27 protein-coding genes, 1 pseudogene and 1 riboswitch are annotated in these 26,062 nt (G+C 28.2%); of the genes and pseudogenes, 16 read left to right on the forward strand and 12 right to left on the reverse strand.

The annotated features are described in order from the left end of the window. Nucleotides 1-75: 75 nt before the first annotated feature. A complete protein-coding gene (locus JOC62_RS08240) occupies nt 76-810 on the forward strand; it encodes an FAD-binding oxidoreductase (protein ID WP_204594786.1) in 735 nt (244 codons plus the stop codon). Nucleotides 811-901: 91 nt separating this feature from the next. Here the strand turns inward: JOC62_RS08240 and JOC62_RS08245 are convergent, their stop codons facing one another. From JOC62_RS08245 to JOC62_RS08255, 3 genes are read right to left on the reverse strand one after another with little or no spacing between them, the layout of a single operon-like run. Further along, nucleotides 902-1,672: an ABC transporter ATP-binding protein gene (locus tag JOC62_RS08245; protein WP_204594787.1), complete on the reverse strand. Its 771-nt coding sequence runs from the start codon at nt 1,670-1,672 to the stop codon at nt 902-904. Between the two features lie 2 nt (nt 1,673-1,674). Next, a complete protein-coding gene (locus JOC62_RS08250; RefSeq protein ID WP_204594788.1) occupies nt 1,675-2,700 on the reverse strand; it encodes a FecCD family ABC transporter permease in 1,026 nt (341 codons plus the stop codon). After that, nucleotides 2,700-3,704, reverse strand: a complete 1,005-nt coding sequence (locus JOC62_RS08255; RefSeq protein ID WP_204594789.1) for a FecCD family ABC transporter permease — start codon at nt 3,702-3,704, stop codon at nt 2,700-2,702. The genes JOC62_RS08250 and JOC62_RS08255 overlap by 1 nt, the downstream gene beginning before the upstream one ends. A 138-nt stretch (nt 3,705-3,842) precedes the next feature. On the opposite strand from JOC62_RS08255, the gene JOC62_RS08260 reads away from it, so the two are divergent. Beyond that, entirely contained in the window at nt 3,843-4,784 is a 942-nt protein-coding gene (locus tag JOC62_RS08260; protein WP_204594790.1) for an ABC transporter substrate-binding protein, read from the forward strand. Between the two features lie 55 nt (nt 4,785-4,839). On the opposite strand, the gene JOC62_RS08265 is transcribed toward JOC62_RS08260, so the two are convergent. Further along, nucleotides 4,840-5,382, reverse strand: a complete 543-nt coding sequence (locus tag JOC62_RS08265) for a class IV adenylate cyclase (RefSeq protein WP_204594791.1) — start codon at nt 5,380-5,382, stop codon at nt 4,840-4,842. A 212-nt stretch (nt 5,383-5,594) separates the two neighbouring features. Here JOC62_RS08265 and JOC62_RS08270 point away from each other — a divergent pair, with 212 nt between their 5' ends. The 3 genes from JOC62_RS08270 (at nt 5,595) to JOC62_RS08280 (ending at nt 9,077) form a co-directional block, all read left to right on the forward strand. Next, the gene (locus tag JOC62_RS08270) at nt 5,595-7,199 is read left to right on the forward strand and encodes a Na/Pi cotransporter family protein (RefSeq protein WP_204594792.1); all 1,605 of its coding nucleotides are present in this window, start codon (nt 5,595-5,597) and stop codon (nt 7,197-7,199) included. A gap of 184 nt (nt 7,200-7,383) precedes the next feature. After that, nucleotides 7,384-7,854: a GNAT family N-acetyltransferase gene (locus tag JOC62_RS08275; RefSeq protein WP_204594793.1), complete on the forward strand. Its 471-nt coding sequence runs from the start codon at nt 7,384-7,386 to the stop codon at nt 7,852-7,854. A 185-nt stretch (nt 7,855-8,039) separates the two neighbouring features. After that, nucleotides 8,040-9,077 (forward strand): nucleoid-associated protein, encoded by a 1,038-nt coding sequence (locus JOC62_RS08280; protein WP_204594794.1) that lies wholly within the window; start codon nt 8,040-8,042, stop codon nt 9,075-9,077. A gap of 196 nt (nt 9,078-9,273) precedes the next feature. On the opposite strand, the gene argH is transcribed toward JOC62_RS08280, so the two are convergent. Together argH and JOC62_RS08290 are read right to left on the reverse strand one after the other, a co-directional pair. Then, entirely contained in the window at nt 9,274-10,662 is a 1,389-nt protein-coding gene (gene argH / locus JOC62_RS08285) for an argininosuccinate lyase (RefSeq protein ID WP_204594795.1), read from the reverse strand. A gap of 13 nt (nt 10,663-10,675) precedes the next feature. Then, nucleotides 10,676-11,896 (reverse strand): argininosuccinate synthase, encoded by a 1,221-nt coding sequence (locus JOC62_RS08290; RefSeq protein ID WP_204594796.1) that lies wholly within the window; start codon nt 11,894-11,896, stop codon nt 10,676-10,678. A 238-nt stretch (nt 11,897-12,134) separates the two neighbouring features. Here JOC62_RS08290 and JOC62_RS08295 point away from each other — a divergent pair, with 238 nt between their 5' ends. Continuing rightward, nucleotides 12,135-12,470 carry a DUF1540 domain-containing protein gene (locus JOC62_RS08295; protein ID WP_204594797.1) on the forward strand — a complete coding sequence of 112 codons (336 nt, stop codon included), beginning with the start codon at nt 12,135-12,137 and terminating at the stop codon, nt 12,468-12,470. 36 nt (nt 12,471-12,506) lie between these two features. Here JOC62_RS08295 and JOC62_RS08300 read toward each other — a convergent pair whose 3' ends face one another. From JOC62_RS08300 to JOC62_RS19145, 3 genes and pseudogenes are all read right to left on the reverse strand, one after another. Further along, nucleotides 12,507-12,887, reverse strand: a complete 381-nt coding sequence (locus JOC62_RS08300) for a DUF4363 family protein (RefSeq protein WP_204594798.1) — start codon at nt 12,885-12,887, stop codon at nt 12,507-12,509. Beyond that, nucleotides 12,884-13,390 (reverse strand): YetF domain-containing protein, encoded by a 507-nt coding sequence (locus JOC62_RS19420; RefSeq protein ID WP_341534800.1) that lies wholly within the window; start codon nt 13,388-13,390, stop codon nt 12,884-12,886. Before JOC62_RS19420 ends, JOC62_RS08300 begins: the two co-directional genes overlap by 4 nt. Further along, nucleotides 13,370-13,810 (reverse strand): annotated as a pseudogene (locus tag JOC62_RS19145) (DUF421 domain-containing protein); the annotation flags it as partial. The gene JOC62_RS19420 and the pseudogene JOC62_RS19145, both read right to left, overlap by 21 nt. Before the next feature lie 153 nt (nt 13,811-13,963). Between JOC62_RS19145 and JOC62_RS08310 the strand changes: the two are divergent. Then, nucleotides 13,964-15,622: a nucleoside kinase gene (locus JOC62_RS08310; protein WP_204594800.1), complete on the forward strand. Its 1,659-nt coding sequence runs from the start codon at nt 13,964-13,966 to the stop codon at nt 15,620-15,622. 85 nt (nt 15,623-15,707) lie between these two features. On the opposite strand, the gene JOC62_RS08315 is transcribed toward JOC62_RS08310, so the two are convergent. Then, nucleotides 15,708-16,205 (reverse strand): hypothetical protein, encoded by a 498-nt coding sequence (locus JOC62_RS08315; RefSeq protein ID WP_204594801.1) that lies wholly within the window; start codon nt 16,203-16,205, stop codon nt 15,708-15,710. Nucleotides 16,206-16,342: 137 nt separating this feature from the next. Next, nucleotides 16,343-16,828, reverse strand: coding sequence for a DUF986 family protein (locus JOC62_RS08320; RefSeq protein WP_204594802.1), 486 nt, complete (start codon nt 16,826-16,828; stop codon nt 16,343-16,345). A 179-nt stretch (nt 16,829-17,007) separates the two neighbouring features. Between JOC62_RS08320 and JOC62_RS08325 the strand changes: the two genes are divergently transcribed. Further along, nucleotides 17,008-17,349 carry a hypothetical protein gene (locus JOC62_RS08325; RefSeq protein WP_204594803.1) on the forward strand — a complete coding sequence of 114 codons (342 nt, stop codon included), beginning with the start codon at nt 17,008-17,010 and terminating at the stop codon, nt 17,347-17,349. 34 nt (nt 17,350-17,383) lie between these two features. On the opposite strand, the gene JOC62_RS08330 is transcribed toward JOC62_RS08325, so the two are convergent. Beyond that, nucleotides 17,384-17,866: a hypothetical protein gene (locus JOC62_RS08330; RefSeq protein ID WP_204594804.1), complete on the reverse strand. Its 483-nt coding sequence runs from the start codon at nt 17,864-17,866 to the stop codon at nt 17,384-17,386. Between the two features lie 279 nt (nt 17,867-18,145). Here JOC62_RS08330 and sdaAB point away from each other — a divergent pair, with 279 nt between their 5' ends. From sdaAB to JOC62_RS08370, 8 genes are all read left to right on the forward strand, one after another. Next, entirely contained in the window at nt 18,146-18,829 is a 684-nt protein-coding gene (gene sdaAB / locus JOC62_RS08335; protein WP_204594805.1) for an L-serine ammonia-lyase, iron-sulfur-dependent subunit beta, read from the forward strand. Further along, on the forward strand, nt 18,829-19,707 hold the full coding sequence (gene sdaAA, locus JOC62_RS08340; RefSeq protein WP_204594806.1) for an L-serine ammonia-lyase, iron-sulfur-dependent, subunit alpha: 879 nt from the start codon (nt 18,829-18,831) through the stop codon (nt 19,705-19,707). Before sdaAB ends, sdaAA begins: the two co-directional genes overlap by 1 nt. Nucleotides 19,708-19,807: 100 nt before the next feature. Beyond that, a riboswitch (TPP riboswitch) is annotated at nt 19,808-19,919 on the forward strand. 81 nt (nt 19,920-20,000) lie between these two features. Continuing rightward, a complete protein-coding gene (gene thiW / locus JOC62_RS08345; protein WP_204594807.1) occupies nt 20,001-20,537 on the forward strand; it encodes an energy coupling factor transporter S component ThiW in 537 nt (178 codons plus the stop codon). A 13-nt stretch (nt 20,538-20,550) separates the two neighbouring features. Beyond that, entirely contained in the window at nt 20,551-21,357 is an 807-nt protein-coding gene (gene thiD / locus JOC62_RS08350) for a bifunctional hydroxymethylpyrimidine kinase/phosphomethylpyrimidine kinase (protein WP_204594808.1), read from the forward strand. A gap of 56 nt (nt 21,358-21,413) precedes the next feature. After that, a complete protein-coding gene (gene thiM, locus JOC62_RS08355; RefSeq protein ID WP_204594809.1) occupies nt 21,414-22,238 on the forward strand; it encodes a hydroxyethylthiazole kinase in 825 nt (274 codons plus the stop codon). Beyond that, on the forward strand, nt 22,225-22,845 hold the full coding sequence (thiE, locus tag JOC62_RS08360) for a thiamine phosphate synthase (RefSeq protein ID WP_204594810.1): 621 nt from the start codon (nt 22,225-22,227) through the stop codon (nt 22,843-22,845). The genes thiM and thiE overlap by 14 nt, the downstream gene beginning before the upstream one ends. A 53-nt stretch (nt 22,846-22,898) precedes the next feature. Further along, the gene (locus JOC62_RS08365) at nt 22,899-23,411 is read left to right on the forward strand and encodes a hypothetical protein (RefSeq protein ID WP_204594811.1); all 513 of its coding nucleotides are present in this window, start codon (nt 22,899-22,901) and stop codon (nt 23,409-23,411) included. 164 nt (nt 23,412-23,575) lie between these two features. Further along, the gene (locus JOC62_RS08370; protein WP_204594812.1) at nt 23,576-25,942 is read left to right on the forward strand and encodes a PAS domain-containing sensor histidine kinase; all 2,367 of its coding nucleotides are present in this window, start codon (nt 23,576-23,578) and stop codon (nt 25,940-25,942) included. Nucleotides 25,943-26,062 lie beyond the last annotated feature (120 nt).

Raw genomic sequence — 26,062 nt, forward strand, 5'->3', positions numbered from 1 at the left:
TTTAACAAAAGAAAAGAGTTATTGATAGATTAGATAATCTAATCAATAATATAAAAGTAAGGATGGTTAAATATTATGAATAAAGTTAAGATATATAACAAAGTAAAAGAAAATGATGTTGTAACTTCATTTTATATAAAATCAGAAGATGGAAAAGAACTTAAGAAAAATGAAGCAGGTCAATTCATTGCAATAAAACCAATTAAAGATGGAGAGAATAAAAGTGCAATTAGACAATATAGTTTATCTATGAAACCTGGAGAAGATTTTTATAGAATAAGCATTAAAAGAGAAGAGCATGGACTGATATCAAGATATATGCATGATAATGTTCAAATAGGAGATACAGTTGAAATATCAGATCCGCTAGGTAGTTTTATATTAAAAGAAAGCAATAAACCTTTAGTATTATTAAGTGGAGGTATAGGAGTTACACCAATGATGTCTATGCTTTATAAAGCAGTAGAAGAAAAAAGGGATGTAATTTTTGTGCAAGCAGTATTAAATTCAACTGCACACACTTTTAAAGGCGAAATTAATAGCATAAAGAATGGGAATACTAATGTTAAAACTGCAATATTTTATCAAAACCCATTAGAATCAGATAAAAAGGGTAAAGATTATGATTTTGAGGGAGTAGCAACTAAAGAGTGGATTGAAGAAAATCTACCTAAAGATGGTGATTTTTATTTCTGTGGGCCTCTAGGATTTATGAAGCATGTATATGATACGTTAAGAGGTATGGATGTTTCAGAAGATGCAATAAATTATGAGATGTTTGGTCCATCAAAAAATTTAGCAAATCTTTAAATTTTTAATATAATATAGTATAAAGAGAAATTATGACTGAACTTAGTGTTAGACTTTGCTCAGTCATTTTTTATTGTATAGTTTAATAATTTTATATGAAAGGTACACACATTTTATAATTGTCTACAGGTGAATCAATAAGTTTGCAGCTTACTCCAAAGACATTTTTTATAAGATTTTCATCTATAATGTCCTCTTTTGGACCTTGTGCAAAAATATCTCCATCTTTTAATGCAACTATATTATGAGCATACTTTAAAGCATGATTTATATCATGTATAACTAACACGATAGTTCTATTTTCTTTTTCATTTAATTCTTTTAGTATATTTAAAATTTCTAGTTGATACTTTATATCTAGATGATTTGTAGGTTCATCTAAAAGAATAATCTCTGTATCTTGAGTTAATGCAAGAGCAATCCATGCTCTCTGTTTTTGTCCACCTGAAAGATTTCCTAAAGTTTTATCTTTATCATCTATAAGTCCCATCTTTTCTATGGAGTTTAAAACTATAGATTCATCTTTTTTACTCCAAAAGGATAGTAGGGTATGATATGGGTATCTTCCTTGTTTAACTAAATCATAGATAGTTAAGTCATCTGGAGCAGTACTACTTTGAGGAAGCATTGCTAATAGCTTTGATACTTCTTTTGATTGCATTTTAAGAAGATCTTTATCTTCCATTAAGACGGTACCACTTTTAGGAGAAAGTATCCTTGCTATAGCTTTTATTAAGGTAGATTTACCACAACCATTAGAACCAATTAAAGCTGTAATTTTTCCTTTCTCTATATCTAAATTAATATCATCTAATATGATTTTTTCATCATAGCATAATTTTAAGTTATTTGCTTTTATCATAATTATCTCCTTTTTATTTGCTTTCTATTTTTAACTAAAAGATATATAAAGTAAGGGGCGCCGATTGCGGCTGTAAATATTCCTATAGGTAAGTCTTGTGGATAGAATAACCATTTAGATACAAAATCAGCTAGTAATGTTATAATTCCACCTATAAATATAGAAAGTGGAACTAAGTTTTCAAATTTTGAATCTACTAATTTTCTAGCGATATGAGGAGCAATTAAACCTACAAAGGAAATTCCACCACCAATAGTTACCGCACCAGCAGTTAATGCCGCTGAAATACTTAAAAGAACTAATCTACTCTTATGTACATTATTACCAAGTACCGTTATAACTTCATCTTCTAACTGATGAAGGTTTAGGTCTTTTATAAATATTAAAGTTAATATAGTAAAGACAATAAATATTACTGTTATTAATATAGCATGAGTCCAATTAGCTCCATATATGCTTCCTGTTATCCAAGTTGTAGCTTCTTTCATAAATACTACAGGACCATTTATTACAAGAATATTAGTAATTGCTTTAAAGATAGCAGATATCCCTATTCCTATTATTATTAGCTTATTAGTTGAAGAAGATTTTCCGTAAATAAAGAAAATAAGTATTAAAGCTAAGAATGAAAATACAAAAGTGAATATAGGCATATACAATATTGATGTAGTTAGTGAGTTGTTTGTAGGATTCGTAAAAATCGTTAAAAATACTAGAGCTCCAACAGCTCCGCCGTTAACTATTCCTAATATATTAGGAGATGCTAGAGGATTTTTTACTACTCCTTGAAGTATAGATCCTGATAATGCCAGTGAAGCACCAACAAAGAAGGCAACAATAACTCTTGGTAACCTTACATTCAATATTAAGATAGAAGAAAATCCTGTATCTAAGCCTAGTATACTTTTAATAATATCTAAAGGATTTACTATTACTTCACCCATAGCTAAAGATATAGTTGCTATTAATAGTGTAATAGCTAATAAAATGCCAATTAATTTGATAGTCTTTTTATTTATATTAACCATTAAGTAGTCCTCCTTTTAGCAATATATATGAAGAATGGTCCACCTATAAGTGCAGTTAAAGCACCAACTGGAACTTCCTTTGGATAAATTATGAATCTTGATAGTATGTCTGCAAGTAATAATATTGATGAACCTACTAATAATGAAAATGGAATAAGCCATCTATAGTCTGTCCCAATAAATTTATGTACTATGTGTGGTGTTACTAGACCAATAAATGCGATAGGTCCTGCAAGAGCGACAGATACACCCGATAAAATTGAAATTATTGATATTATAAGTATCTTTAAATATAGTGTTTTCATTCCTAAAGATCTTGCCATTTCTTCTCCCAACGAGAATACATTAAGTTTTTTTCCAATAAACAATGTAAATATTATTACTATAAGAATTATTGGAGTAAATTCAAGAATTAGTTCTAATTTTTTTCCTTCAACTGAGCCTGTCATCCAATATATAACTTCCTCTAGAGCAATATCATTTTTATATAAAATTCCTTGAGTTAAAGAAAATAGTAACGCAGCAAGAGCAGTTCCGCCTAATGTTAAATCCATATATCTTACATCTCCCGAAAGGCCACCAGATAAAATATATACTAATGCAGCAGCTGCAAGTGCTCCAAAGAAAGCTATCCAAACCAAACCGAAAGTAGATACTTGTGGAAGGTAGGTCATTGCTATAACTATAGTAAATACTGCTCCAGAATTTATACCTAATATACTTGGAGATGCTAATTTATTTCTTGTTAATCCTTGAGTTAGTAGACCAGATACTCCAAGGGCTCCCCCTACTAAAAGAGCATTTAGAGTTCTTGGAATTCTAGAAGTTCTTATTATTATATGTTCTTGAGAATTATTAAAATTTTTATAAGACTCTATAACTGTATGGAAAGATGTCTTTATAAAACCTTTAGTAATACTTAAATAACATAATATGAAAATTAAAATTATTAACAATAAAAGTAATATAAATTTATTTCTATTGCTTTTTAGAATGTTTATCATATAATTTCCTCCGTTTTTATAGTGAAATTAATTATCAAATAATATTGATAATCCATATCGATTATGGTATCATAATCGTGTCGATAAATCTACAAAATTCGACAAAAAATAAATAATTAATTAGGGGGTTCATTTTATATGACGAAAAAAGTATTGTCTATCCTTTTATCAAGCATATTAGCTACAAGTCTATTTGTAGGATGTGGAAGTAAGACAGAGGATAAAGCAACGGGTAAAACTATATCTATACAGGATGCTATGGGTACTGTAGAGGTTCCAGAGAATCCTAAAAGGGTAGTTGTATTAACTAATGAAGGTGTAGAAGCACTTCTTTCACTTGGGGTTAAACCAGTTGGGGCCGTAACGGGTGTTATGGGTGAGTGGTATGAATACGCTAAAGATGAGCTTAAAGATGTTAAGCCTGTAGGAAAAGAAAAGGCACCAAATATAGAAGCAATAGCTGCATTAAAGCCTGATTTAATAATTGGGAATAAAATGAGAGATGAGAAAATATACGATCAATTAAAATCAATAGCACCAACTGTTTTTTCAGATACAATAAGAGGAGCATGGAAGGATAATTTCCAATTCTATGCTAAGGTTTTAAACAAGCAATCAGAAGGTGATAAAGCTATACAAGAATATGAAAATAAAGTTACTGCTATAAGAGAAAATTATAAAGATAAATTAGATACTGAAATATCTCTTGTTAGATTTATGCCTGGAAAAACTAGAATATATCTTGGAAATACATTTGCAGGAACTATTTTAAAAGAAATAGGGTTTAAGAGACCAGCAGCTCAACAGGGAACTGAATTTGTTAATGAAATTGGTAAGGAAAGATTAAAGGAAGCTGATGGAGATGTAATTTTCTATTTTACTTATGAATTAGGTGATGGAAAAGGTCTTGAAAGAGAAAAAGAATGGATGAATGATCCGTTATTTAAATCATTAAATGCAGTTAAAAACAACAAGGCGTTTAAAGTAGATGATACTATATGGAATACAGCAGGTGGTATAAAGGCAGCTAACTTAATGCTTGATGATTTAAATAATATGCTAAAAGAAGAAAAAATTTAAGGATTTACATAAAGGGTGTGTACTATGTACACACCCTTATATTAACTCAGAATATTTATTTTTTATTATATTCATCAATAAGCTCATATATAGTTTTAGATGTTGTATCTTCCATAGTATATCCTATTAGGTCTAATATTTTTTCTAAAGATTCAACTGATGAAGTTTCAATTTCAATATAAGGAAAAGGGCAGAATTCCTTATCATTTATATCTATTTCAACTAAGCCATCTAAAACCTTATAACTTTCTCTATATTTTTTTATTGATTGATGAAGTTTAAGCCCTAGAGCTTTATATATTCCTTCAGCCATATCTTTATTATCTACTATAACTTCATTTTCTTCCATTTCTTTAAACTTGCCTTGAGATAGCATTTTTTTTGTTGTCATAAAGATTACTTCTTTAGAATTTAATAGATCATTAACTGTTCTAATTCTTGCATATCCTTTAGCTTTTAAAAGTCTACCATCATCAAAGTCATATATATCATTTACTTGATTTTCAGACTTTACCATCTTAGCATCTATAGCTTTTAGTTTTGCTCTCATATCATCTACATTTATATTTATAACTCTTGTTTCTAACTCTTTTCCCATAAGGTTTTTCCTCCTAAAATAAATACTTTTCTTTAATAGTACATCAAATGAATATAAATTAAAACTAACACAAATAACTAAGTATTATAAAGTTAACAAAAAAAGACCAATGTAAATAAATGATTAATAAAATAGAACTACTATTAACTTTACATAGAATAATAGATAAAATTAAGTTGTAAACAAAAGAAGAGGTTTGGAGGAATAATGAATTGGAGATATTAGGGATAATTTCAGGTCTTATAGGTGGATTAGGTTTATTTCTATATGGAATGAAGTTAATGGGAGACGGTCTTGAAAATGCAGCTGGAGATAAGCTAAAGAGCGTAGTTGAAAGAGTAACTAGCAATAGAATAATAGGTGTTGCAGTGGGTGCTTTAGTTACAGCGATAATTCAAAGTTCCAGTGCAACGACAGTAATGGTTGTTAGTTTTGTTAATGCAGGAATTATGAATTTAATTCAGGCAACTGGTGTAATCATGGGAGCAAATGTTGGTACAACTATAACAGCTCAAATGGTATCATTTGATTTAGAAGGAATAGCACCTTTTGTAATTGGAATAGGAGTATTTATTTCTCTTATAGCTAAGAGCAAAAAAAAGAGAGATATTGCAAATATTTTATTAGGATTTGGTTTATTATTCTTAGGAATGGGATTAATGTCAGATGCTATGAAGCCAATTGCTGAATCAGAAATGTTTAAAGAATTTGTATTTTTAGTTGGAAACAATATGTTCTTAGGACTTTTAACAGGATTAGTTATGACAGCTATAGTACAAAGTTCATCAGCAACAACTGGGATATTAATTGCCCTTGCAACAACTGGTAAAATAAATCTTTATGTTGCAATTCCAATAATTTTAGGATGTAATATAGGAACTTGTGTAACAGCATTACTTGCAGCAGTTAATGCTAATAGAACAGCAAAAAAAGCAGCAATAATACATTTATTATTTAATATTATAGGAACAATTATATTTATGCCATTTATAGGATGGCTTATAGAGGCAGTTCAAGTAATAAGTCCAAATGAAGTAGTTAGACAAATTGCAAATGCACATACAATATTTAATGTTATAGTAACTTTAATTTTATTACCATTTGCAAATGTATTGGTATTTATAGCAAATAAGATACTTCCAGGTGATATTAAAGTTGAAAAGAATGGTGCATTATACTTAGATGATAATCTACTTGAAAATCCTGTTATAGCTACAATACAAGTTCAAAAAGAAACAATTAGAATGGCAAATAAAGCTAAAGAAAACTTTGAGCTTGCTATGAGATGTTTTAGTGAAGGTAATGAAGAGTTAGCAGAACAAGTTATAAAAAATGAGACACTTATAAATACATTAGAGAGAGAAATTGCAGATTATTTAGTTAAGTTATCTCAATTAGAATTATCAGATGATATAACAAATGATGTTACATCAGCCTTTAATGTAATAAATGATATAGAGAGAATAGGAGATCATGCTAAGAATATATCAGATCTTGCAAGAGAAAAGATATATGAAAAAGTGAAATATGATAGTGAAGATATACATGATCTTCAAGTTATGTATAATAATACGCTAGAATCAATGGAAATGGCTATAAATACTTATGAAGAAAAAGACTTTAAGAATGTAAATTCTCTTAGTAATTTAGAAGATGGTATTGATGCTATGGAAAAAGAATTAAGAAGTAGTCATATAAAGAGACTTAATAATGGAAAGACAACCGCTTATGCAAGTGTAATATTCTTAGATGTTATAAGCAATCTAGAAAGAATAGGAGACCATGCAGTAAATATAGCAGGAGCTATTTCGCAGTAATAAAAAAGATATTAGATTAAAATACACCACAAATGTTAGATTAAAATAACTAACATTTGGAGGTGTATTTTTTATTTAATGAACTTAATGAGTGTGTTAATTAAACTATTCCAAGAAAATTAAGCATATAATATTATTAAAATATTTAATAGAGAGCTTTCTCATGAAAGAAGGTATGATAATTTTGAAGCTAATAAGTAATGTATTAACCAAAGAGCAAGCAAAAGAAATAGTAAATTGGAAATATGAAGGGATATATGAAATTTATAATTTATCAACATGGGATGAGTTAGTTAAAAGTGGATGTTCCTTGTGTGATGATATAAAAAGAAATAGTTTTAGAGGTTATTTAGATGAAGATGAGCAATTAGTAGGGTTTACTAATCTATTAGATGAAGGTGATGAAGTTTTCTTTGGGATAGGTTTAAACCCAAGGATGTGTGGTAAAGGTATTGGAAAGATAATTACTAAGATGGCAATAGAAGAAAGTAAAAGAAGATTTAAAGGAAAGGATATTAAATTAGAAGTTAGAACTTGGAATGATAGGGCTATTAATTGTTATAAGTCTCAAGGGTTTGAGATTATAGATATGATTAATAATAAAACTTACATAGGTTATGGTGAATTTTATATAATGAAGTATTTTAATAGTTAAACTTAGTTATTAAAATATAATTAGGTGTTAAACTAGAATACAATTAAGGATTATTAATTTAAAGTAGTAATAGACTTGGAGTTATTACTACTTTTTCTTATTTTTGATCAATAATCTTTTTATAAAAACTATATTTTTTATGTTACAATATAAAATGTTGATAATTTGGTGGAGGTAGTTGTAGGATGGAATACATAAGTGATATTAATATAAATGAAGCTGTAATACATATATTAGATAGCAATGGGGGAGAGCCAGTACTTAATGAATACTCATTAGATTTAAATGAAGATATATATAAATTTGTATTTAAACATATAGAGAAATGTTTTAAGGATGAGGAACTTAAATATGCGAAGTTTAATGAAGGAAGAAGTATAGTAAAAGAAGTAACTCAAGATTACTTAAATGGTATAGATAGTGATTTAATAGGACTTTCAAAGGAACTTGCAAGACAAATGTTTGCTATAATGAATGGTAATGTTAATATACCTTCTTGTGATCTTATAGTGGCATCAATAGTAACAGATCAAGGACCAATGATTGCTATTTTAAAGATGGATTACATAAAGAATTTTACTCATCAAGTTAACTTTGTGGATGATAAAATAGGTATAGGAATTGTTCCACAAGCTGCAGGACTTCCAGGGAGTGGACAAAAGATTCAAAAAGCTGCTTTTATTAAACCTCTAAGAGAAGAAGATAGATATAATCTTATGGTTTTAGATAAGCAAAAGAAGAGTAAAAATGAAGATGAGTATGGGGCTAATTATTTTATAAATAATTTCTTAGGATGTACTATCGTAACTAATGAGAGAGATATGACAAAGAATTTCTTAAAAGCAACAGAGGCATGGACTAGAGAAAATTTTGCAGAGGATGCAGACCAAGCAGAAAAGGTTCGTTCAACTGTAAAAGCAAAGCTTAAAGAAGAAGAAATAATAAATGTTGATGAGCTTTCAGAAGAGTTATTTAAACATGAAGGGAATATAAAGAATAACTTTTCAAACTTTGTTAAAGAGCAAAGTGTTGAAGAAGTAGAGGTTGATAAGACATGGGTAGAAAAGAAGCTTAAGAGAGTTAGACTTAAGATAGATAAGGAAATAGATCTTTACATAGATGAAGAAGTTTATAATGATTCAAGTAAATTTGAGATAGTTAGAAATGGTGATGGAAGTATAAATATGGTAATTAAGCATGTTAAAAACTATATAGAAAAATAATAAATAATAGAAACATTGAAGTAAAAAGGTATTTAATCAAAAGTAAGTAATAATATAATTATCACATTGATTAAATACCTATTTTTTATATATTTATTTAGAAAAGTATAAGAGATTCTAGACTAATATATATGATTTATGTCTGTTAGTACTTAGTTTAGTATGAATATTAAATATTAATAACCAAAGATATACACTAATATTTAAGTTCATGCTCTTTAATAAAGCTTCCAAGGTATTTTAGTTGAAGCTCTATAGATTCTTTTGCAGGTCCACCAAGAACCTTTCTTCCGCTAACACAAGTCAAAAGATTAACTGCTTCATATACATCTTCTTCAAAGATATGAGAGAAGTTTTTAAGTTCAGAAAGAGTTAGATCGGATATACCTTTATTTTCTTTAATACAATAAAGAACAGTTTCTCCAACTATTCCATGAGCTTCTCTAAATGGCACACCCTTCTTTACAAGATAGTCTGCAAGATCAGTTGCGTTAGTAAATCCTTTAGAAGCGCCTTCTTTCATAGCTTCTTTATTTATTTTCATAGTATCTATCATTCCTGTAAATGTCTTAAGTGAAAGTTTTACTGTATCTAGTGCATCAAATAAAGCTTCCTTATCTTCTTGCATATCTTTATTGTATGCTAGAGGAAGGCCCTTCATTAATGTAAGTAGAGTAACTAAATCCCCATAAACTCTTCCGGTTTTGCCACGAACAAGTTCTGCAACATCAGGATTTTTCTTTTGAGGCATTATACTACTACCTGTACTATACTCATCAGATAGTTCTACAAAGTTAAATTCATTTGTGCACCAAAGAATAACTTCCTCTGAGAATCTAGAAAGATGCATCATTATAATTGATAAAGTAGAAAGCAATTCTATAACATAATCCCTATCTGATACAGAGTCTAGACTATTTAATGTTATTTTTGAAAATCCAAGTTCTTTAGCAACAAATTCTCTATCAATAGGATAGGTAGAGGTAGCTAAAGCTCCACTTCCTAAAGGCATTTCATCTAATCTTACTAGATAATCATTTATTCTAGATACATCGCGTTTAAACATCTCTCCATAGGCCAAAATGTGATGGGAGAAAGTAATTGGCTGAGCTTTTTGCATATGAGTGTATCCAGGCATTATTGTTTCTATATTTTCTGATGCTTTATTATAAATTACTTTTAAAAGTTCAATAATATCTTTTGTAAGAAGGGGAACATATCCCTTTAAATAAAGTTTTAAATCAAGAGTTACTTGATCATTTCTACTTCTTCCAGTATGAAGCATCTTACCACAAGGTCCAATATAGTAAGTTAATAAGCCTTCAATGAAACTATGGATATCTTCAGAAGTTTCATCTATATCTATAACATTATTATCTAGTCTTTTTAAAAGATCATTTAATCCATCTTCAATTTTATTACAAGAATCCTCAGGAATTATACTTTGTTTTTTTAGCATTTTCACATGTGCTATACTTCCTAAGATATCTTCTTTATACATTCTTTCATCTATTCTTATGGATGAATTAAAATCATTTACTAATGTATTTGTTCCCTCTTTAAATCTTCCGCCCCAAAGTTTCATTTAAATCATCTCCTTAGTTATTCTTTAAATTTTGATCAAGTTTAGCTTTAACAGTTATAGGTAATCCAAAAAGATTTATAAATCCTTCTGAATCATTTTGGTTATAAACATCATCTTCTTCAAAAGTTGCAAACTCCTCACTATAAAGTGAGTAAGGTGATGAAAGACCAGCATTAACTATATTTCCCTTGTATAATTTAAGTTTTACATCACCAGTTACATTTTCTTGAGTTTTTAAAACAAAGGCTGAAAGTGCTTCTCTAAGAGGTGTATACCATTGTCCGTTATAAACTATATCCGCAAATTTTAATGCCACCATTTCTTTATAATGTGAAGTTTCCTTATCTAAACAAATAGATTCAAGTTCTTTATGAGCATAGTTTAAAATTGTTCCACCAGGTGTTTCATATACACCTCTTGATTTCATACCAACTAAACGATTTTCAACCATATCAATTATTCCAATTGCATTTTCTCCACCAAGTTTATTCAAAGCTTCAATTATTTCAACTCCATTTAAAACTTGACCATCAAGTGCAACTGGGATACCTTTTTCAAAGCTTAGAGTTATATAAGTTGCTTTATCAGGTGCATCCTCTAATGTTTTTGAAAGCTCAAGTATTTTTTTGTAGTCTGGCTCATTTGATGGATCTTCAAGGTCTAAGCCTTCGTGACTTAAATGCCAAAGGTTTTTATCTTTACTATAATTAGTTTCATAGGTTATATTTATTGGAATTTCTTTATCAAGTGCGTATTTAATTTCTTCTTCACGGGATTTTATATCCCATATTCTCCAAGGTGCGATGACTGGCATATCAGGTGCAAAAGCTTTTATTGCAAGTTCAAACCTAACTTGATCATTCCCTTTACCAGTACAACCATGACAAATAGCATCAGCCTCTTCTTTTTTTGCTATTTCAACGATTCTTTTTCCAATTATAGGTCTTGCAAATGACGTACCAAGTAAATATTTCCCTTCATAAATTGCCCCAGCTTGAATAGTAGGGAAGATATAATTATTTACAAACTCTTCTTTTAAATCTTCAATATAGATTTTTGAAGCCCCAGTATTTATAGCTTTTTCTTCTAGGCCACAAAGCTCATCCTTTTGGCCAACATTTCCTACAACTGCAATAACTTCTGTGCATCCATAAGTTTCTTTAAGCCATGGAATAATAATAGAAGTATCAAGTCCTCCTGAATATGCTAAAACCACCTTGTTATATTTTTTCATAATAATTGCCCCCTTTTTGTATTACCTTAAGTTGTAATTTAATAAATATTATATTCGCAAAAGTATAATTATGCAACTATTTTTGTATAAAAATTTAAAATATAAATAAATAAACAGAAAATATGCATAAAACACTGAATTTTATGCATACCAGATAAAGCGGAAATCAGAATTAAATTTTAAAAAATACAAATACTAATAAAGGCTATAAATTTAAAATAAAAGAGGAGTGATTTTAATGGCTACATTAAGATGTGGAGTTATAGAATGTGTACATAACCAAGATAACAAGTGTTGTAACCATTCAATACATGTTGGCGGTGGAGAATCAAGGTCATCAGCTGAAACAGTATGTGATAATTTTGATGAAAAGGAGTTATCAATGCAAAGTGGGATAGGATGTGGAAGTGCTGGGCAACCAAATCCTAATATGGCAATAGGTTGTGATGTTATAAATTGTATACACAATGAAGAGCAAAGATGTGTATCAAGCTATGTTGATATAGCAGTAGAAAGTTTAAGTAATGATGGTCATGCACAATGTCTATCATTCACTGAGAGACAAAGAATATAATTTAAAAAGGTTCTATCTATATAGATAGAACCTTTTTTAAAAAATATTTTCTAGTGATGGGTACTGAAGTTCTTTAATTCTTTCTGCATTGTATTTAATTACATGGAGCGTAGAAAGTGATTCGCTTTCATCTTTACATTTTACAAGTACAGTTAATTTAACTGTATTATCTATAAGAGCATCTACTTCTGTATGATTTATGTATACAGAAGATACTGTTCCATCTTCTTCTAATTTATTAAGAAGTTTAACACTTGCAGCATAAGATTCATCCCATTTTTTAGCGTTTAAAAGTTCTTCAATTTGAGCGCTTTCTGTTGATATATCATTACAGAGTTGTATTAGTTTTGAATTAGCAAATAGCATGAATCCCATTACTGCCAAAAATAAAATAAGAGAAATTATTACATTTTTCATTTTTCGCTCTCCTTCTCATATTTATCAAAAAGTTGGTATTTAAAGTTACCTTGGGTATCATACAAAGCAATTAGTACCTTTTTTATACTATCTATTCCATATTCTTTTAATTTATTTTCAATCCACGCTTTATCTTCGCCTATTCTAGTTAAAGAATTTTTATTTATTTTTCCATCAGAAATTAATATTCTTGGAAGAAAAAGTGGCTGATTGGAATTAGTGTTAGTATTTCCACTTGAATTATTATTTGAACTATTACCTGAATTACTATTTGAATTATTTTTATTTTTTGATTTAGATTTTTTCTTTTTATTAGAGCTATTGCTACTAGAGCTATTATTATTTGAATTATTAGAACTAGCTCCAAGCTTTGGATTACTTGATTGAGAGCCACTTTGACTAGTACTACTATTAGGAGAGCTACCACTGGAGTTTGAATTACCTGATGATGTTGAAGAACCACCACCAGAAGATCCAGAGGATGAATTAGGTAATACAGAAATATGACCATTTGTTTCAAGTATTGCATATTGTATTTCTTCTAAATCAAAATATCCTAGGAGCCTGATTTCTTCCATTAGTTCATCTATATTTATTTGTTGACCCTTTAAAGCTTTATAATTTATTCTACTTTTATAAATTAATATAGATGGCTCACCCTCTATAATTTTTCTAGTAAATTGGCTTTTTAGTTGAAGCTGTGATAGAAAAATTTTAAGTAAAAGTAAGGTAAGTATAGGAACTACCCCTAAAAGTAATGGTAATCTAGTATCTTGCATTGGAAGTGAAGCTAAATCTGAAATCATAATAGTTATTACAAATTCATAGGGTTGAAGCTCTCCAATTTGACGTTTTCCCATAAGTCTCATTACTAAGACAACAAGAGCATATAAAATTGCAGTTCTTATAAAAACAATAAACATAAATAACACCTCTTAAAATAATATTTGTAGATTTGTTATTTAATATTCAGAATAAATTGATAAAAAGTTTCTATCTTAAAAGTTTCCAGGAGGAATAGAAAGTAATATAATGGTATTAATATAGATATATAAGAATTTAGAGGAGGGAAGAAAATGACTAACTTTAATATAACGCTTGAAGATGGAAGACAAGAAAGTGTAGCAAAAGGAACTAAATTCAAGGAATTAATGGATAAATACTATGGAGAAGATGTAAAGAATATTGCACTTTGCAAATTAAATAATGAATATTATGAGCTTTCCCAAGAAATAAAGGAAAGTGGACCTTTAGAAAAAATTTCATTTAATACTGAAGAGGGGATGAATATATATACAAGGACACTTCAATTTATTTTTATTAAGGCAGCTCTTGATATATTTAAAGGTTCAAAGATAACTATAGAACATTCAATAAGTAAGGGACTTTTCGGAGAAATTCATAAAGAAAAAGTTTTAAATGCAGATGATGTTACAAAAATAAAAGAAAGAATGAAAGAAATTATAAGCAAAGATGAACCTATAAAAAAAATAGAGGTTTCAAAGAATAAGGCTATAAGTATATTTAAAGACTATGGAATGGAAGACAAGGTAATGCTTTTAGAGTATATGGAATTTGATACTGTAAAGCTTTATGAATTAGAAGGAAGATATGACTACTTCTATGGAAAAATGGCATATTCAACAGGAGTTATAAAAGCTTTTGATTTAATGTTTTATGAGCCAGGATTTATACTTAGAAGTCCTATGCCAGAAGATTTAAATAACCTTCCACCATATAAGGAACAAAAAAGATTATCAAACATTTTTTATGAAACAGAAAGATGGCTTAATATAATAGGTGTTGGAGATGTTGGTAGCTTAAATAATAAGGTTGTAAATAATGATCTTAAAGATTTAATACTTGTATCAGAAGCTCTTCATGAAAAAAAGATTGCATATATTGCAGATAAAATATCAGAAAAAAATGGGGTTAAGATGGTATTGATTGCAGGACCATCTTCATCAGGTAAAACTACTTTTGCAAATAGATTAAGTATTCAACTTAGAGTAAATGGATTTGTACCAGTACCTCTTAGTTTAGATGATTATTTTATAGACAGAGAACTTAGCCCGAGAGATGAAAATGGTGAGTATGATTTTGAATCAATATATTCACTAGATTTAAAGACTTTAAATGAACATCTAGAAAGATTATTAGATGGTGAAGAAGTTGAAATACCAACTTATAATTTCATGAAAGGAAAGAGAGAGTGGCTTGGACATAAAGTTAAACTTCCTCAAAATGGAGTACTGATATTAGAAGGTATTCATGCTTTAAATCCAATACTTACTAAATCAATATCAGATGAATATAAGCACAAAATTTATATATCAGCTTTAACCCAATTAAATCTTGATAATCATAATAGAATACCAACAACAGATGTTAGAAAGATAAGGAGAATAGTTAGAGATTTCTTATCAAGGGGATATGGTGGAGAGGAAACATTAAAGATGTGGCCTTCAATTAAAAGAGGAGAAAAGAAAAATATATTTGTATACCAAGAAGAAGCAAATGATATGTTCAATTCAACTTTAGTATATGAATTATGTGTTTTAAAACCATATGCATTAAATGAATTAAAGAAAATTAGTAAAGAAAGTTCAGTATTCAATGAAGCGCAAAGGCTTATATCATTACTTAATTTCTTTAAAGATATTCCTATGGATAAAGTACCAGAAAACTCAATATTACGTGAATTTATTGGTGGAAGTTGCTTCTATAAATATTAGAAATTATTAAATAAAAAAAGCTCCTTAGAATGAAAATCTAAGGAGTTTTTCTTATATTTTATTTAGTTATAGAATAGGTATAAACTTATGCTACGTTTGAAACTTTAATTTTATGTTTATTAAAAACTTCTTCCATAAGAATTTTATTGTTTTTACTCACCTTAAAAGTAAGAGTTTTTCTATTTGTATAAATAACTATACTGTATTTATTTTTATTCTTTGAAGTCTGAACGCTTTTAATCTTAGTATAACTAAAAAATTCGCCTAAATAGCATATACCATCTTGGCAGAATGTAACTTTTAAAGAAAGAACTATTTGATAAATAACGAATAATACAAGTATTAATATAAGTAAATTCACAGGATCAAGGAGAGATGTTACACCACTTTTTCTAAGGGATGTAAATGAGGTTATTATTATAAATATTACAATTAGTACATTAAATATTGCAATATAAGAAAATACTCCAATTGTTATAAATGGTCCCTTTTTTTTATGATTTCTTTCAATAGTAAAACTTCTTGCCATAAAGAAAGCTACAGCTATGCATAATAGTATTTCTATTAGTATCGTGTAATTCATTAAAAATCCTCCTTATTATTAGGATAATTACATAATAACAAATTTTTAAAGTCAAAATGTTGAGAGTATGTAAACAATTAAACAAAATATGGAGTAAAAAAATAAAGATATCTTCTTAGATATCTTTATTAAAAATTTTATTCATATATTTTTACTTTAACACGATTTTCTCTTAAAAGCTTAGCTAAAGCATCCATCTTTTTATTACCAATTCTAAAAGTTAGAGAATCATTACCAGTTCCGATTAGAACAATTGATGAATGACGCTTTTTGCCAATACTTAATTTAGTTATCTTTTTATAGTCAATATATTGTCCCATACAAAGTAAGCCATGATTAAATAAAACTAATCTTGAAGCTTGGAATGTTTGAAATACAAATAATATTAATATAAAAAGTATAAATATGTATTTAAATGAAAATAGATTAATACCGTTTGCCGCTATGTATGCAAGAGGGATAATAATTAAACCTATGTTTATTAAAGCTACACCTGAAAAGATAACAAATCTTGTTTTTGTAGATGTTTTGCTAGATATGTGTTCAATATAGATTGCTTTACCAACTAAAAATACTAGAGTTAAAACAATAACTATATTAAGTGCTATAGAAAAAAATTTCATAAGAGTCCTCCTTAAAAATTTATATACCTTAAATTTTATAGCTAAAAAAAGATAATGGTGTGAATAAAGTGTTAAATATTAATAAAAGAAATAACTTCTAAATATCCAAAAAACTTGTACATTTATGATAAATGTAGTTAAATTATTATGTAATCTAGACAAATAAATGAGGTGTTACTGTGGAAAACAAGGAAATTAAAGATTATTTAAAAGATATAACAAAGGCATCAGCATATTTCATATTTAGAAATGGTCCAGTTAAGAAGCTGTATGAAGATGGGAGATTAACCGATGAAGAGGTTAAAGATATGCAAGAATATCTTCAAAATCATTTAGCATACCTGTATAATGTTCTTCTAGAAGAAGGTAATATTAAAAAATTTGATTTAATAACATCAACTATGAATAAATTCTATGTAAATGATGAGTCAAATATAGAAATTAAGGACGATGGATTTGATAACTTTTATAAGAGTCTTTTTGAGCCAAAGACAGTAGATACAGGAATAAAGTTTAAATAAAAATACCTCGCATAATTAATGCGAGGTATTTTTATTATTCTTTTATAACTTTTATTTTTCTACTTTTCAATACTTCATAGAAGTCATCAGCAGACAATTTATTAATTGAAAAATTAAAAGTTGTCTTTTCGAATTTTAATTTTAATAAATACCTATTTTCAGATTTCTTTTTAAATATAACAGAGTTTATTTCTTTATAGTCCACATTATAGTACATGTAATAAAGTGAGCTATGTGTAAGCAAGATTTCAGTATTAATAATAGTATTTAGTATCAAAATTAAAATTATTATACTAGATAATATTTTTTCAGGAATTGAATTTTGATCTACAAAGATTAAGTAAAAACAAACTATAATAAGTAAAATTATTAATGTTATTGTAGATGATAGATTATAATTTTTTATTATTACAAAGGGTCCTTCTTTCTTTAAAGCTACTCTTTTAAAGTAGTTTTTAAGCATAGCGAAGGAGTATACAAGAATAAATACTAATTCTATAATTAAGAATAAATTCATAGGTTTTCCTCCTTTTAAATTAACATTAATAGTAAGTTAAATATAACATCATTGTGTGAACAATAAATTAATAAGATTTGAATTAAAATTGAAAGCATGTCTAAATTTAACTTAAATTAATTATTTTAGATGTTTATAAATGAGAATTATTAAATAATAGTTAAATTCATTAATATTATACTCTAAAGTGATTCTTTATATTGATAAAAGCTATATTAATAGATTAAACTATAAATATAAAGAATATAGAAAATTTACGCATAGGATAAGGTGAGAAGTATGAATAATGTAGGTGTTTTTGATATTTTAGGACCGATAATGATTGGACCTTCAAGTTCACATACAGCTGGTGCTGCAAGACTTGGAAAAGTTGCAAGGGCAGTGGCAGGTGATGAGGTTGTAAAAGTAACGTTTTACTTACATGGGTCATTTGCAAAAACATATAAAGGACATGGTACAGATAGAGCATTAGTTGCAGGTATTCTTGGAATGGAACCAAGTGATAAAAGACTTAGAAATTCTCTTGAAATAGCTAAAGAAAAGGGATTAAAATTTGCTTTTGCTGAAACAGATCTTGGGGATGTGCATCCAAATACAGTTAAATTTGATATGATAACAAAAAGTGGCGAAAGAAGAGAAGTTATTGGATCATCAATAGGTGGAGGCAGTATTAAAATAACTGAAGTTAACGGAAATAAAGTTGAGTTTACAGGAGATTATCCAACGCTTATAATAGCTCAAAGAGATGTTCCAGGAGTCGTATCTAAAGTTACAAGTCTTCTTTATGATGAAGGTATAAATATTGCATTTATGAGTGTATTTAGAAGACAAAGAGGGCATGGAGCAAATATGGTATTTGAATTAGACCATAGTATAGATAGTAATACAATAGAAAAACTAAAAACAATTGAACATATAACTAGAGTAATTATGATAAATCCTGTAAAGGAAGGTGAAGAATAATGGTTGCAAGAAGTGGAGAAGATCTTTTAAGAATATGCAGTCAAAGAGGAATATCTTTAAGTGAATATGCAATAGAAATGGAAATAGAAAAGTCAGGATCAACTAGAGAAGAAGTAATAAATAGAATGAGAACTACTTTAAAGGTTATGATTGATTCAGCTACAGAAGGAATGGAAAAAGAAGTCTATTCAGTAAGTGGTCTTATTGGAGGTGATGGATATAAGATAAATGAGTATCTAAAAAAAGGCGAAACTTTAACTGGTACTACAACAGTTATGGCAATGGCAATGGCATTATCATCATCAGAAGTAAATGCTTCAATGGGAAGAATAGTAGCATGCCCAACAGCTGGTTCATGTGGAATACTTCCAGCAGTTATATTATCAGCAGGAGCAAAGCTTGATAAGACTGAAGATGAACTTGTAATGGCTCTTTTTGCATCAGCAGCAGTTGGTACAATAATTGCAATGAATGCAACTGTTTCAGGTGCAGAAGGTGGATGTCAAGCTGAGTGTGGATCAGCAGCAGCTATGGGATCAGCAGCAGTAGTTGAAATGATGGGTGGAACTCCAAAGATGAGCTTGGATGCAGCAGCAATTGTTATAAAAAATATTTTAGGATTAGTTTGTGATCCAGTTGCAGGACTTGTTGAAATTCCATGTGCTAAAAGAAATGCAGCAGGTGCTGTAAGTGCACTTTGTACAGCAGATTTAGTAATGGCAGGAGTTGAATCAAAAATCCCATTTGATGATACAGTTTCAGCTATGTATAAAGTAGGTAAGCAATTACCACCATCACTTAGAGAAACAGCAATGGGTGGAGTTGCAATAACTAAAACAGGACTTGAACTTAAGAAAAAAGTTTTCGGTGATAATTAGAAAATAAGCAAAGTAGATTATATATAATTTTATTAAGTTTTAAGTTAGTGTAGACTTTAAAAAATTTTTGTTATAGAATTAAAATAGAAAAGTAAATAGAATATAGAGCTAGGGGAGCTATAAGTTTTTAGCTGAGATTGAAATTTTAATTTCTAAACCCTTATTACCTGATATGGTTAGTACCATCGTAGGGATAGCATTGTTTATGAATTTTTATATTGATAGATAGAGTATAGCCTTATGAGGTTATACTCTTTTTTTATTACTTAAAATCATGTATAAAGGGGAATTTTATGAATAGGAAAAATAATCTAACCTACAAACTAGCTTTAAGTGGACTTTTAATAGGAATAGCAACTATTTTAGGAACTTTATCAATACCTATTTTAGGTGCGAAGGTCTCACCAGTACAGCATTTTATAAACGTTATTTCTGGAATAACTCTTGGGCCAGCATTTGCAGTAGGAAATGCTTTTGTAGCATCTCTTCTTAGAAATATTTTAGGGACAGGCAGTTTACTTGCTTTTCCAGGAAGTATGATAGGAGCATTACTCGCAGGGCTTATTTATAAAAAGTTTAAAAGTTCTTTAGGAGCTGTAATTGGAGAAGTTATTGGAACAGGAATTTTGGGAGCTATACTTGCTTATCCAGTTGCTTCATTAATTCTTGGAAAAGAATCATCATTATTTTTATATATAGTGCCATTTTCTTCAAGTTGTATAGTGGGGGCTATTATAGCTTATATGTTTATAAGTGTTCCAGCTATTAAAAGTGTACTTGGAGTCTATGATGAAGGATTAAATAAGCAAGTAGAAAAAATTATTAATTGAAAGGATGATATACATGTATAGAGCATTATCAATTGCAGGATCAGATTGTTCAGGAGGTGCAGGAATACAGGCAGATTTAAAATCATTTTCAGCAAATGGAGTATTTGGGATGAGCGTAATTACAGCAATTACAGCACAAAATACACAAGGTGTATTTGGAATTCAAGATATAAATGAAGAGATGATAAGAGATCAAATAAAAGTAATATTTGATGATATAAGAGTAGATGCTATAAAAATTGGAATGGTATCAAAAAAAGAATCAATAAGGGTAATAGGTGAAGCTTTAAGAGAAATAAATAATCTTCCATCAGTTGTAGTTGATCCAGTTATGGTATCAAAAAGTGGATTTAAACTTTTATCAGAAGATGCTAAGGATACACTAATTAAAGAACTATTCCCTATAGCTACGCTTATAACTCCAAATCTTCCAGAAGCAGAAGAAATACTTGGAGTAGAAATAAAAACTTTAGATGATATGAAGGAAGCTGCAATTAATTTAAAAAATCTTGGACCTAAGTCTGTTTTGGTAAAGGGTGGACATTTAGAAGATGATGCAACAGACCTTTTATATGATGGAGAAAACTTTATTTATTTAAAACAAGAAAGAATAAATAGCCAAAATACACATGGGACAGGTTGTACATTATCATCTGCTATAGCTGCAAATATTGCAAAGGGTATGAGAATAGAGGAGGCTGTAAGAGAAGCTAAGAGATACATAACAGTAGCAATAGAACATGGTATAGAGCTTGGTGGTGGAGTTGGACCTACGCATCATTTTTATGAGCTATATAAAGCAGCCGGTATAGAAAAATAGTTGTTATATTAAAAAATATAATTTAGAAATTAAATAATATTAATAGGAGTAGTGTTATGGAAATAAGAGAAATTTTAAAGAGAGCTAATAGATATGTGGTAGAAAGCCCACTTGTAGATTCAATAACTAATAATGTTACTATGAATGATGTAGCACAAACTATACTTTCATATGGTGGTAAGCCAATGATGATTGATGATTTAAAAGAAATAAGAGAAGGCGTAGCTATATCAAACTGCCTGCATATAAATATTGGAACAATGGGATATGAAAAGGGCAATAGTATGGTATTAGGAACACAAGTAGCAAAAGAAAATAATATTCCTGTAGTATTGGATCCTGTTGGTGTACATGTTACAGAGCTTAGAAAGACAGTAGTTAGAAATATTCTAGAGGTTGGTGTAAGCTTAATTAAAGGAAATTTAACTGAAATAAAGAGTCTTATAGGTGTTAAGAGTAATTTTATAGGCATAGATTCACTAGATGATGGAGAATTTACAGACAACTTGAGAAGTACTTTAAGAACATATGCAAGAAATAATAATTGCATTATAGTTATAACAGGAAAAGTAGATTATATTACAGATGGAAAAAGAGAAATTACAATAGATAATGGAGTATCAGAGCTTTCATTAGTGACAGGAACAGGATGTATGCTTGGTGGAATGCTTGCAGTAGAATGTGGTAAAAACTTAGGGGATAACACTATATTTGGAGTAGCTAAAGCAGTTATTACAATGAATATTTCTGGGGAAATAGCTATGGAAAATAATGAAGGAGAAGGAATACTTTCATTTAAACATAAAACATTAGATAAAATATCTTGTTTGAAAGATGAAGAGATAATAGAAAGAGGAAAGATAACTTATGAAGAATTTTAGTGACAAAAAAGTATATCTAGTGACAGATTATAGAATACCTTTTGAGGAGTTATTAGAAAAAACAGAAGAAGCGTTAAAAGCAGGTGTAAAACTTGTCCAATATAGAGATAAAGATATTTCAACTAAATTAATGTGTGACAGAGCAGAGAGGTTGTCTAATCTTTGCAAAAATTATAATGCTATATTTTTAGTAAATGATAGAGTAGATGTAGCTATGGCTATTGATGCTGATGGGGTTCATGTTGGACAAGATGATATGGATTGCAGTTTAGCTAGAAATTTACTTGGAGAAGATAAAATAATAGGAGTATCTACTAAGACACTAGAAGAGAGCAAAAAAGCTTTAGATGATGGAGCAGATTATTTAGGTTGTGGTGCTATATATAGTACAAGCACTAAAGATACAAGTGTTTTAAGTATAAGTGCCCTTAAACAAATAAAAGACAATATAAATCTTCCTATATACGGAATCGGAGGAATAAATACAGAGAATATAACGGATGAATTAAAAGACTTATTAGATGGAGCAGCTGTTATAACAGCCATATTAAATACAGATAATATAAAAGAAAGTATTAAAAGATTTAAAAGCATACTAGAGGAATAAGATTATATTATAAGAATAATATAATAATTGAAGCACTATTTAAGGAGAAGTAAATGAAATCTGATAGCATGAATGATTTTAATGAATTTATGAAACAGTTTGGTTTTAATTTTAGAGATAATAACTGCAATAATAGAGATAATGCAGAAAATTTTGATCCAGACGAAAGATGCGAAGATATACCAGGTGGATTTCAAGATTTACATCCTCAGTTATTTGTGCTAATTGGTGATATAATGGGACAAATTATGGCAGGAGAGATGCCTTTTAACGTTCAAAATGCCATAGGAAATTGGTTTGAATTAATAGGACAGGTAATTCTAACATATAGTGCTCAGCAACAATATTTTCAAAATGGACCGGGAAGATACTATAAGAGAAAAAATAAAAATGTAGGAAATCCTTTTTGTGAAGCAAATCCAACACCTGACAATGCAGCTGATCATGGGGGAATAAGACAAAATACTAATTATGATACAGAAATTAATATTTTAAAAGGTAATATGGAATCTCTTACTAAAGAAATTGAAAGTTTAAAAGCTATAATAAGAGATATAAATAAATAGTATAAAAATAATCAAAAAAACAGGATTCTTAGCAATCCTGTTTTTTACTTACTTAATATTTATCTCTAAAAATAATAAGGCTAAATTTACAAAAAATTTACAAAAAGATACAAATTAGCCAAAAAAGATGTTATTATATAATAGATTTGGTGGGGAGGGGAAAAATGCTGAATTTAGCTAATAGAGAGAGAAATTTATTGAGAGAGAAGAATATTATAAGAGGGACTTTGACTATAATTTTTATTGTAGGAGTAATAATATCTATATTTATATCTAAAGATTTATTATATAAAAGAGAGGTTTTAATTAATAAGGAAGTAATGTATCCATATGGAGTGATAAACTTAAATTTAATGCTTGGAATTATGGCATATATAAGTTCACTAATATATTATTTTAGTAATAAAAAGGATAACTTCTTTTTAATATCATTGTTATATTTAAATTTATTTATAAGCTCATTAATGAATTTAAATAGTAATGTTATTAATGATTCATTTATTCAAGTATTGAATCCTACATTTAGATTATTTATTTTAACTAAAGTAATAAGTGAAAAGAAGATTTTTTCCATAGATAATAAAATAAAAACTAGTATAGAAGCATCTATATTAACTATTATATTTTCAATATTAGATATTAAAATAAGTAAGCTACTTATAAGTGATGAAACATTAGATTATTTAAATATTATTATATCTATTATAATAATAATGATAATAATAGGATATATCATATCGAACATATTGTTGGTTAAAAAAAGCTTAAAAGAAGTTGAGATAGTATATACATGTGTAATTGCAAGTATGTGTTTATTAATTTTAAGAGGTGTATATTTTTTATATTCTGCTAGATATCCAAGCATACATTTTGTTCAACAAAATTATTATGCACTAAATTATTTAACAATTATATCAAATATAGTAATTATATCGGGATTGTTTATAGAAATAATAAAAGAAATAAATAGAAACAAAAGATTAGAAAATGAATTGAATATATTTTATTATATAACAGAGTTTGATTACACAAATAATATTTTATTATTTGATAGTGAGTGGAACGTAGCTTATGCAAATAAAACAATAATAAATAATTATTGTAGTGAAAGTGAGGTAGAGGCTCAATACAAAGAATTAAATAAAATATTTTGTAAATATGCAGATGATGTAGAAGAATTTAATTTCACTGATGTATATAAAGATATAACAGACATTGGGTTCTGGAAAGGGAATGTTATATTAAAAGAGCTAGATAAAGTTATGGAATTGTATATAAAGCAAATTGCATATAATAAAGAAATATATTTTTTTATATCCTTTAATGATATAACTAAAGAATATAAATTAACAGAAGAATTAAGAAAGAAAGAAGAACTTTTAAGAACAATAAATGATAATATACAAGATATTATTATTGGATTATCTGCTGATGGCTCTATAGAATATGCAAATAAAGCTGCAATAAGAACTTTTAAATATAGGTATGGTGACTTAATCAATAAAAATTATAGTGAATTAGTTTATTCATATGATAAAGATAATATATTTAAAGAGGTAAATAGAAGGTTTAATTGCATAGGAATTGATTCTAGAGATAATGAGATAGAGCTTCAGTCTATATGTAGAAATATAAGTGAAGATAATGAGTTAGATGTAAAGAATATAATAATTTCTAAGGATTTAACTCAAAAAAATAAATATGATAAATTAAACTATAAGTATAACGAAATAAAGGTATATGAGAAGTCTAAAAATGAGTTCTTTGCGAATTTATCACATGAATTAAGAACTCCAATAAATATAATATATTCAACTTTGCAGCTACTTGATGGAATGGAAAATAGCGATGTAAATGCTTTTAAGGAGTACTATATAAAATACAAAAAAGTATTAAAATTGAACTGTTATAGAATGCTTAGGCTTGTTAATAATCTTATTGATGTTACAAAGTTTGAGGTTGGATCAGTTGAGGGCGAATTTGTAAATTTAAATATAGTAGAGCTTGTTGAAAATGTTACTTTATCTGTATTATCATATGCTAAGATAAAAAATATAAATATAATTTTTGATACAGATGTTGAGGAACTAATCATAAAGTGTGATGCAGAAAAAATAGAAAGAATAATGTTAAATTTACTTTCTAATGCTATAAAATTTACTGATGATAATAAAACTATTTTTGTAAATATAACATCAAATGATGATTGGGTAGATATAAAGGTAAGAGATGAGGGGAGAGGAATTCCAGATACTATGAAAAATCTTATTTTTAAAAGATTTGTACAAGTTGATAAATCATTAAACAGAAATACTGAAGGAAGTGGCATTGGACTCAGTATTGTTAAATCATTAGTTGAAATACATGATGGAAATATATTAGTAGAGAGTGAAGTCAACAAAGGAACTACATTTAATATATTTTTACCTAATGTTAAATTAGACAATGAAGAGAGTGCAATAATACCTTCCTTTAACTCAGGTATGCAAAAAGTTGAATTAGAGTTATCAGATATATATGAACTATATTAATAGTTTACATATAAATATTATTGAATAAAGTTAGGTAAAGACTAAATTTACCTAACTTTATTTTTATTTATAATAGATGTATAAATAATATTAGTATCATATATAGAAATCAGGCAAGGT

This window comes from Clostridium sardiniense (assembly GCF_016907995.1).
Lineage (GTDB): Bacteria > Bacillota > Clostridia > Clostridiales > Clostridiaceae > Clostridium > Clostridium sardiniense.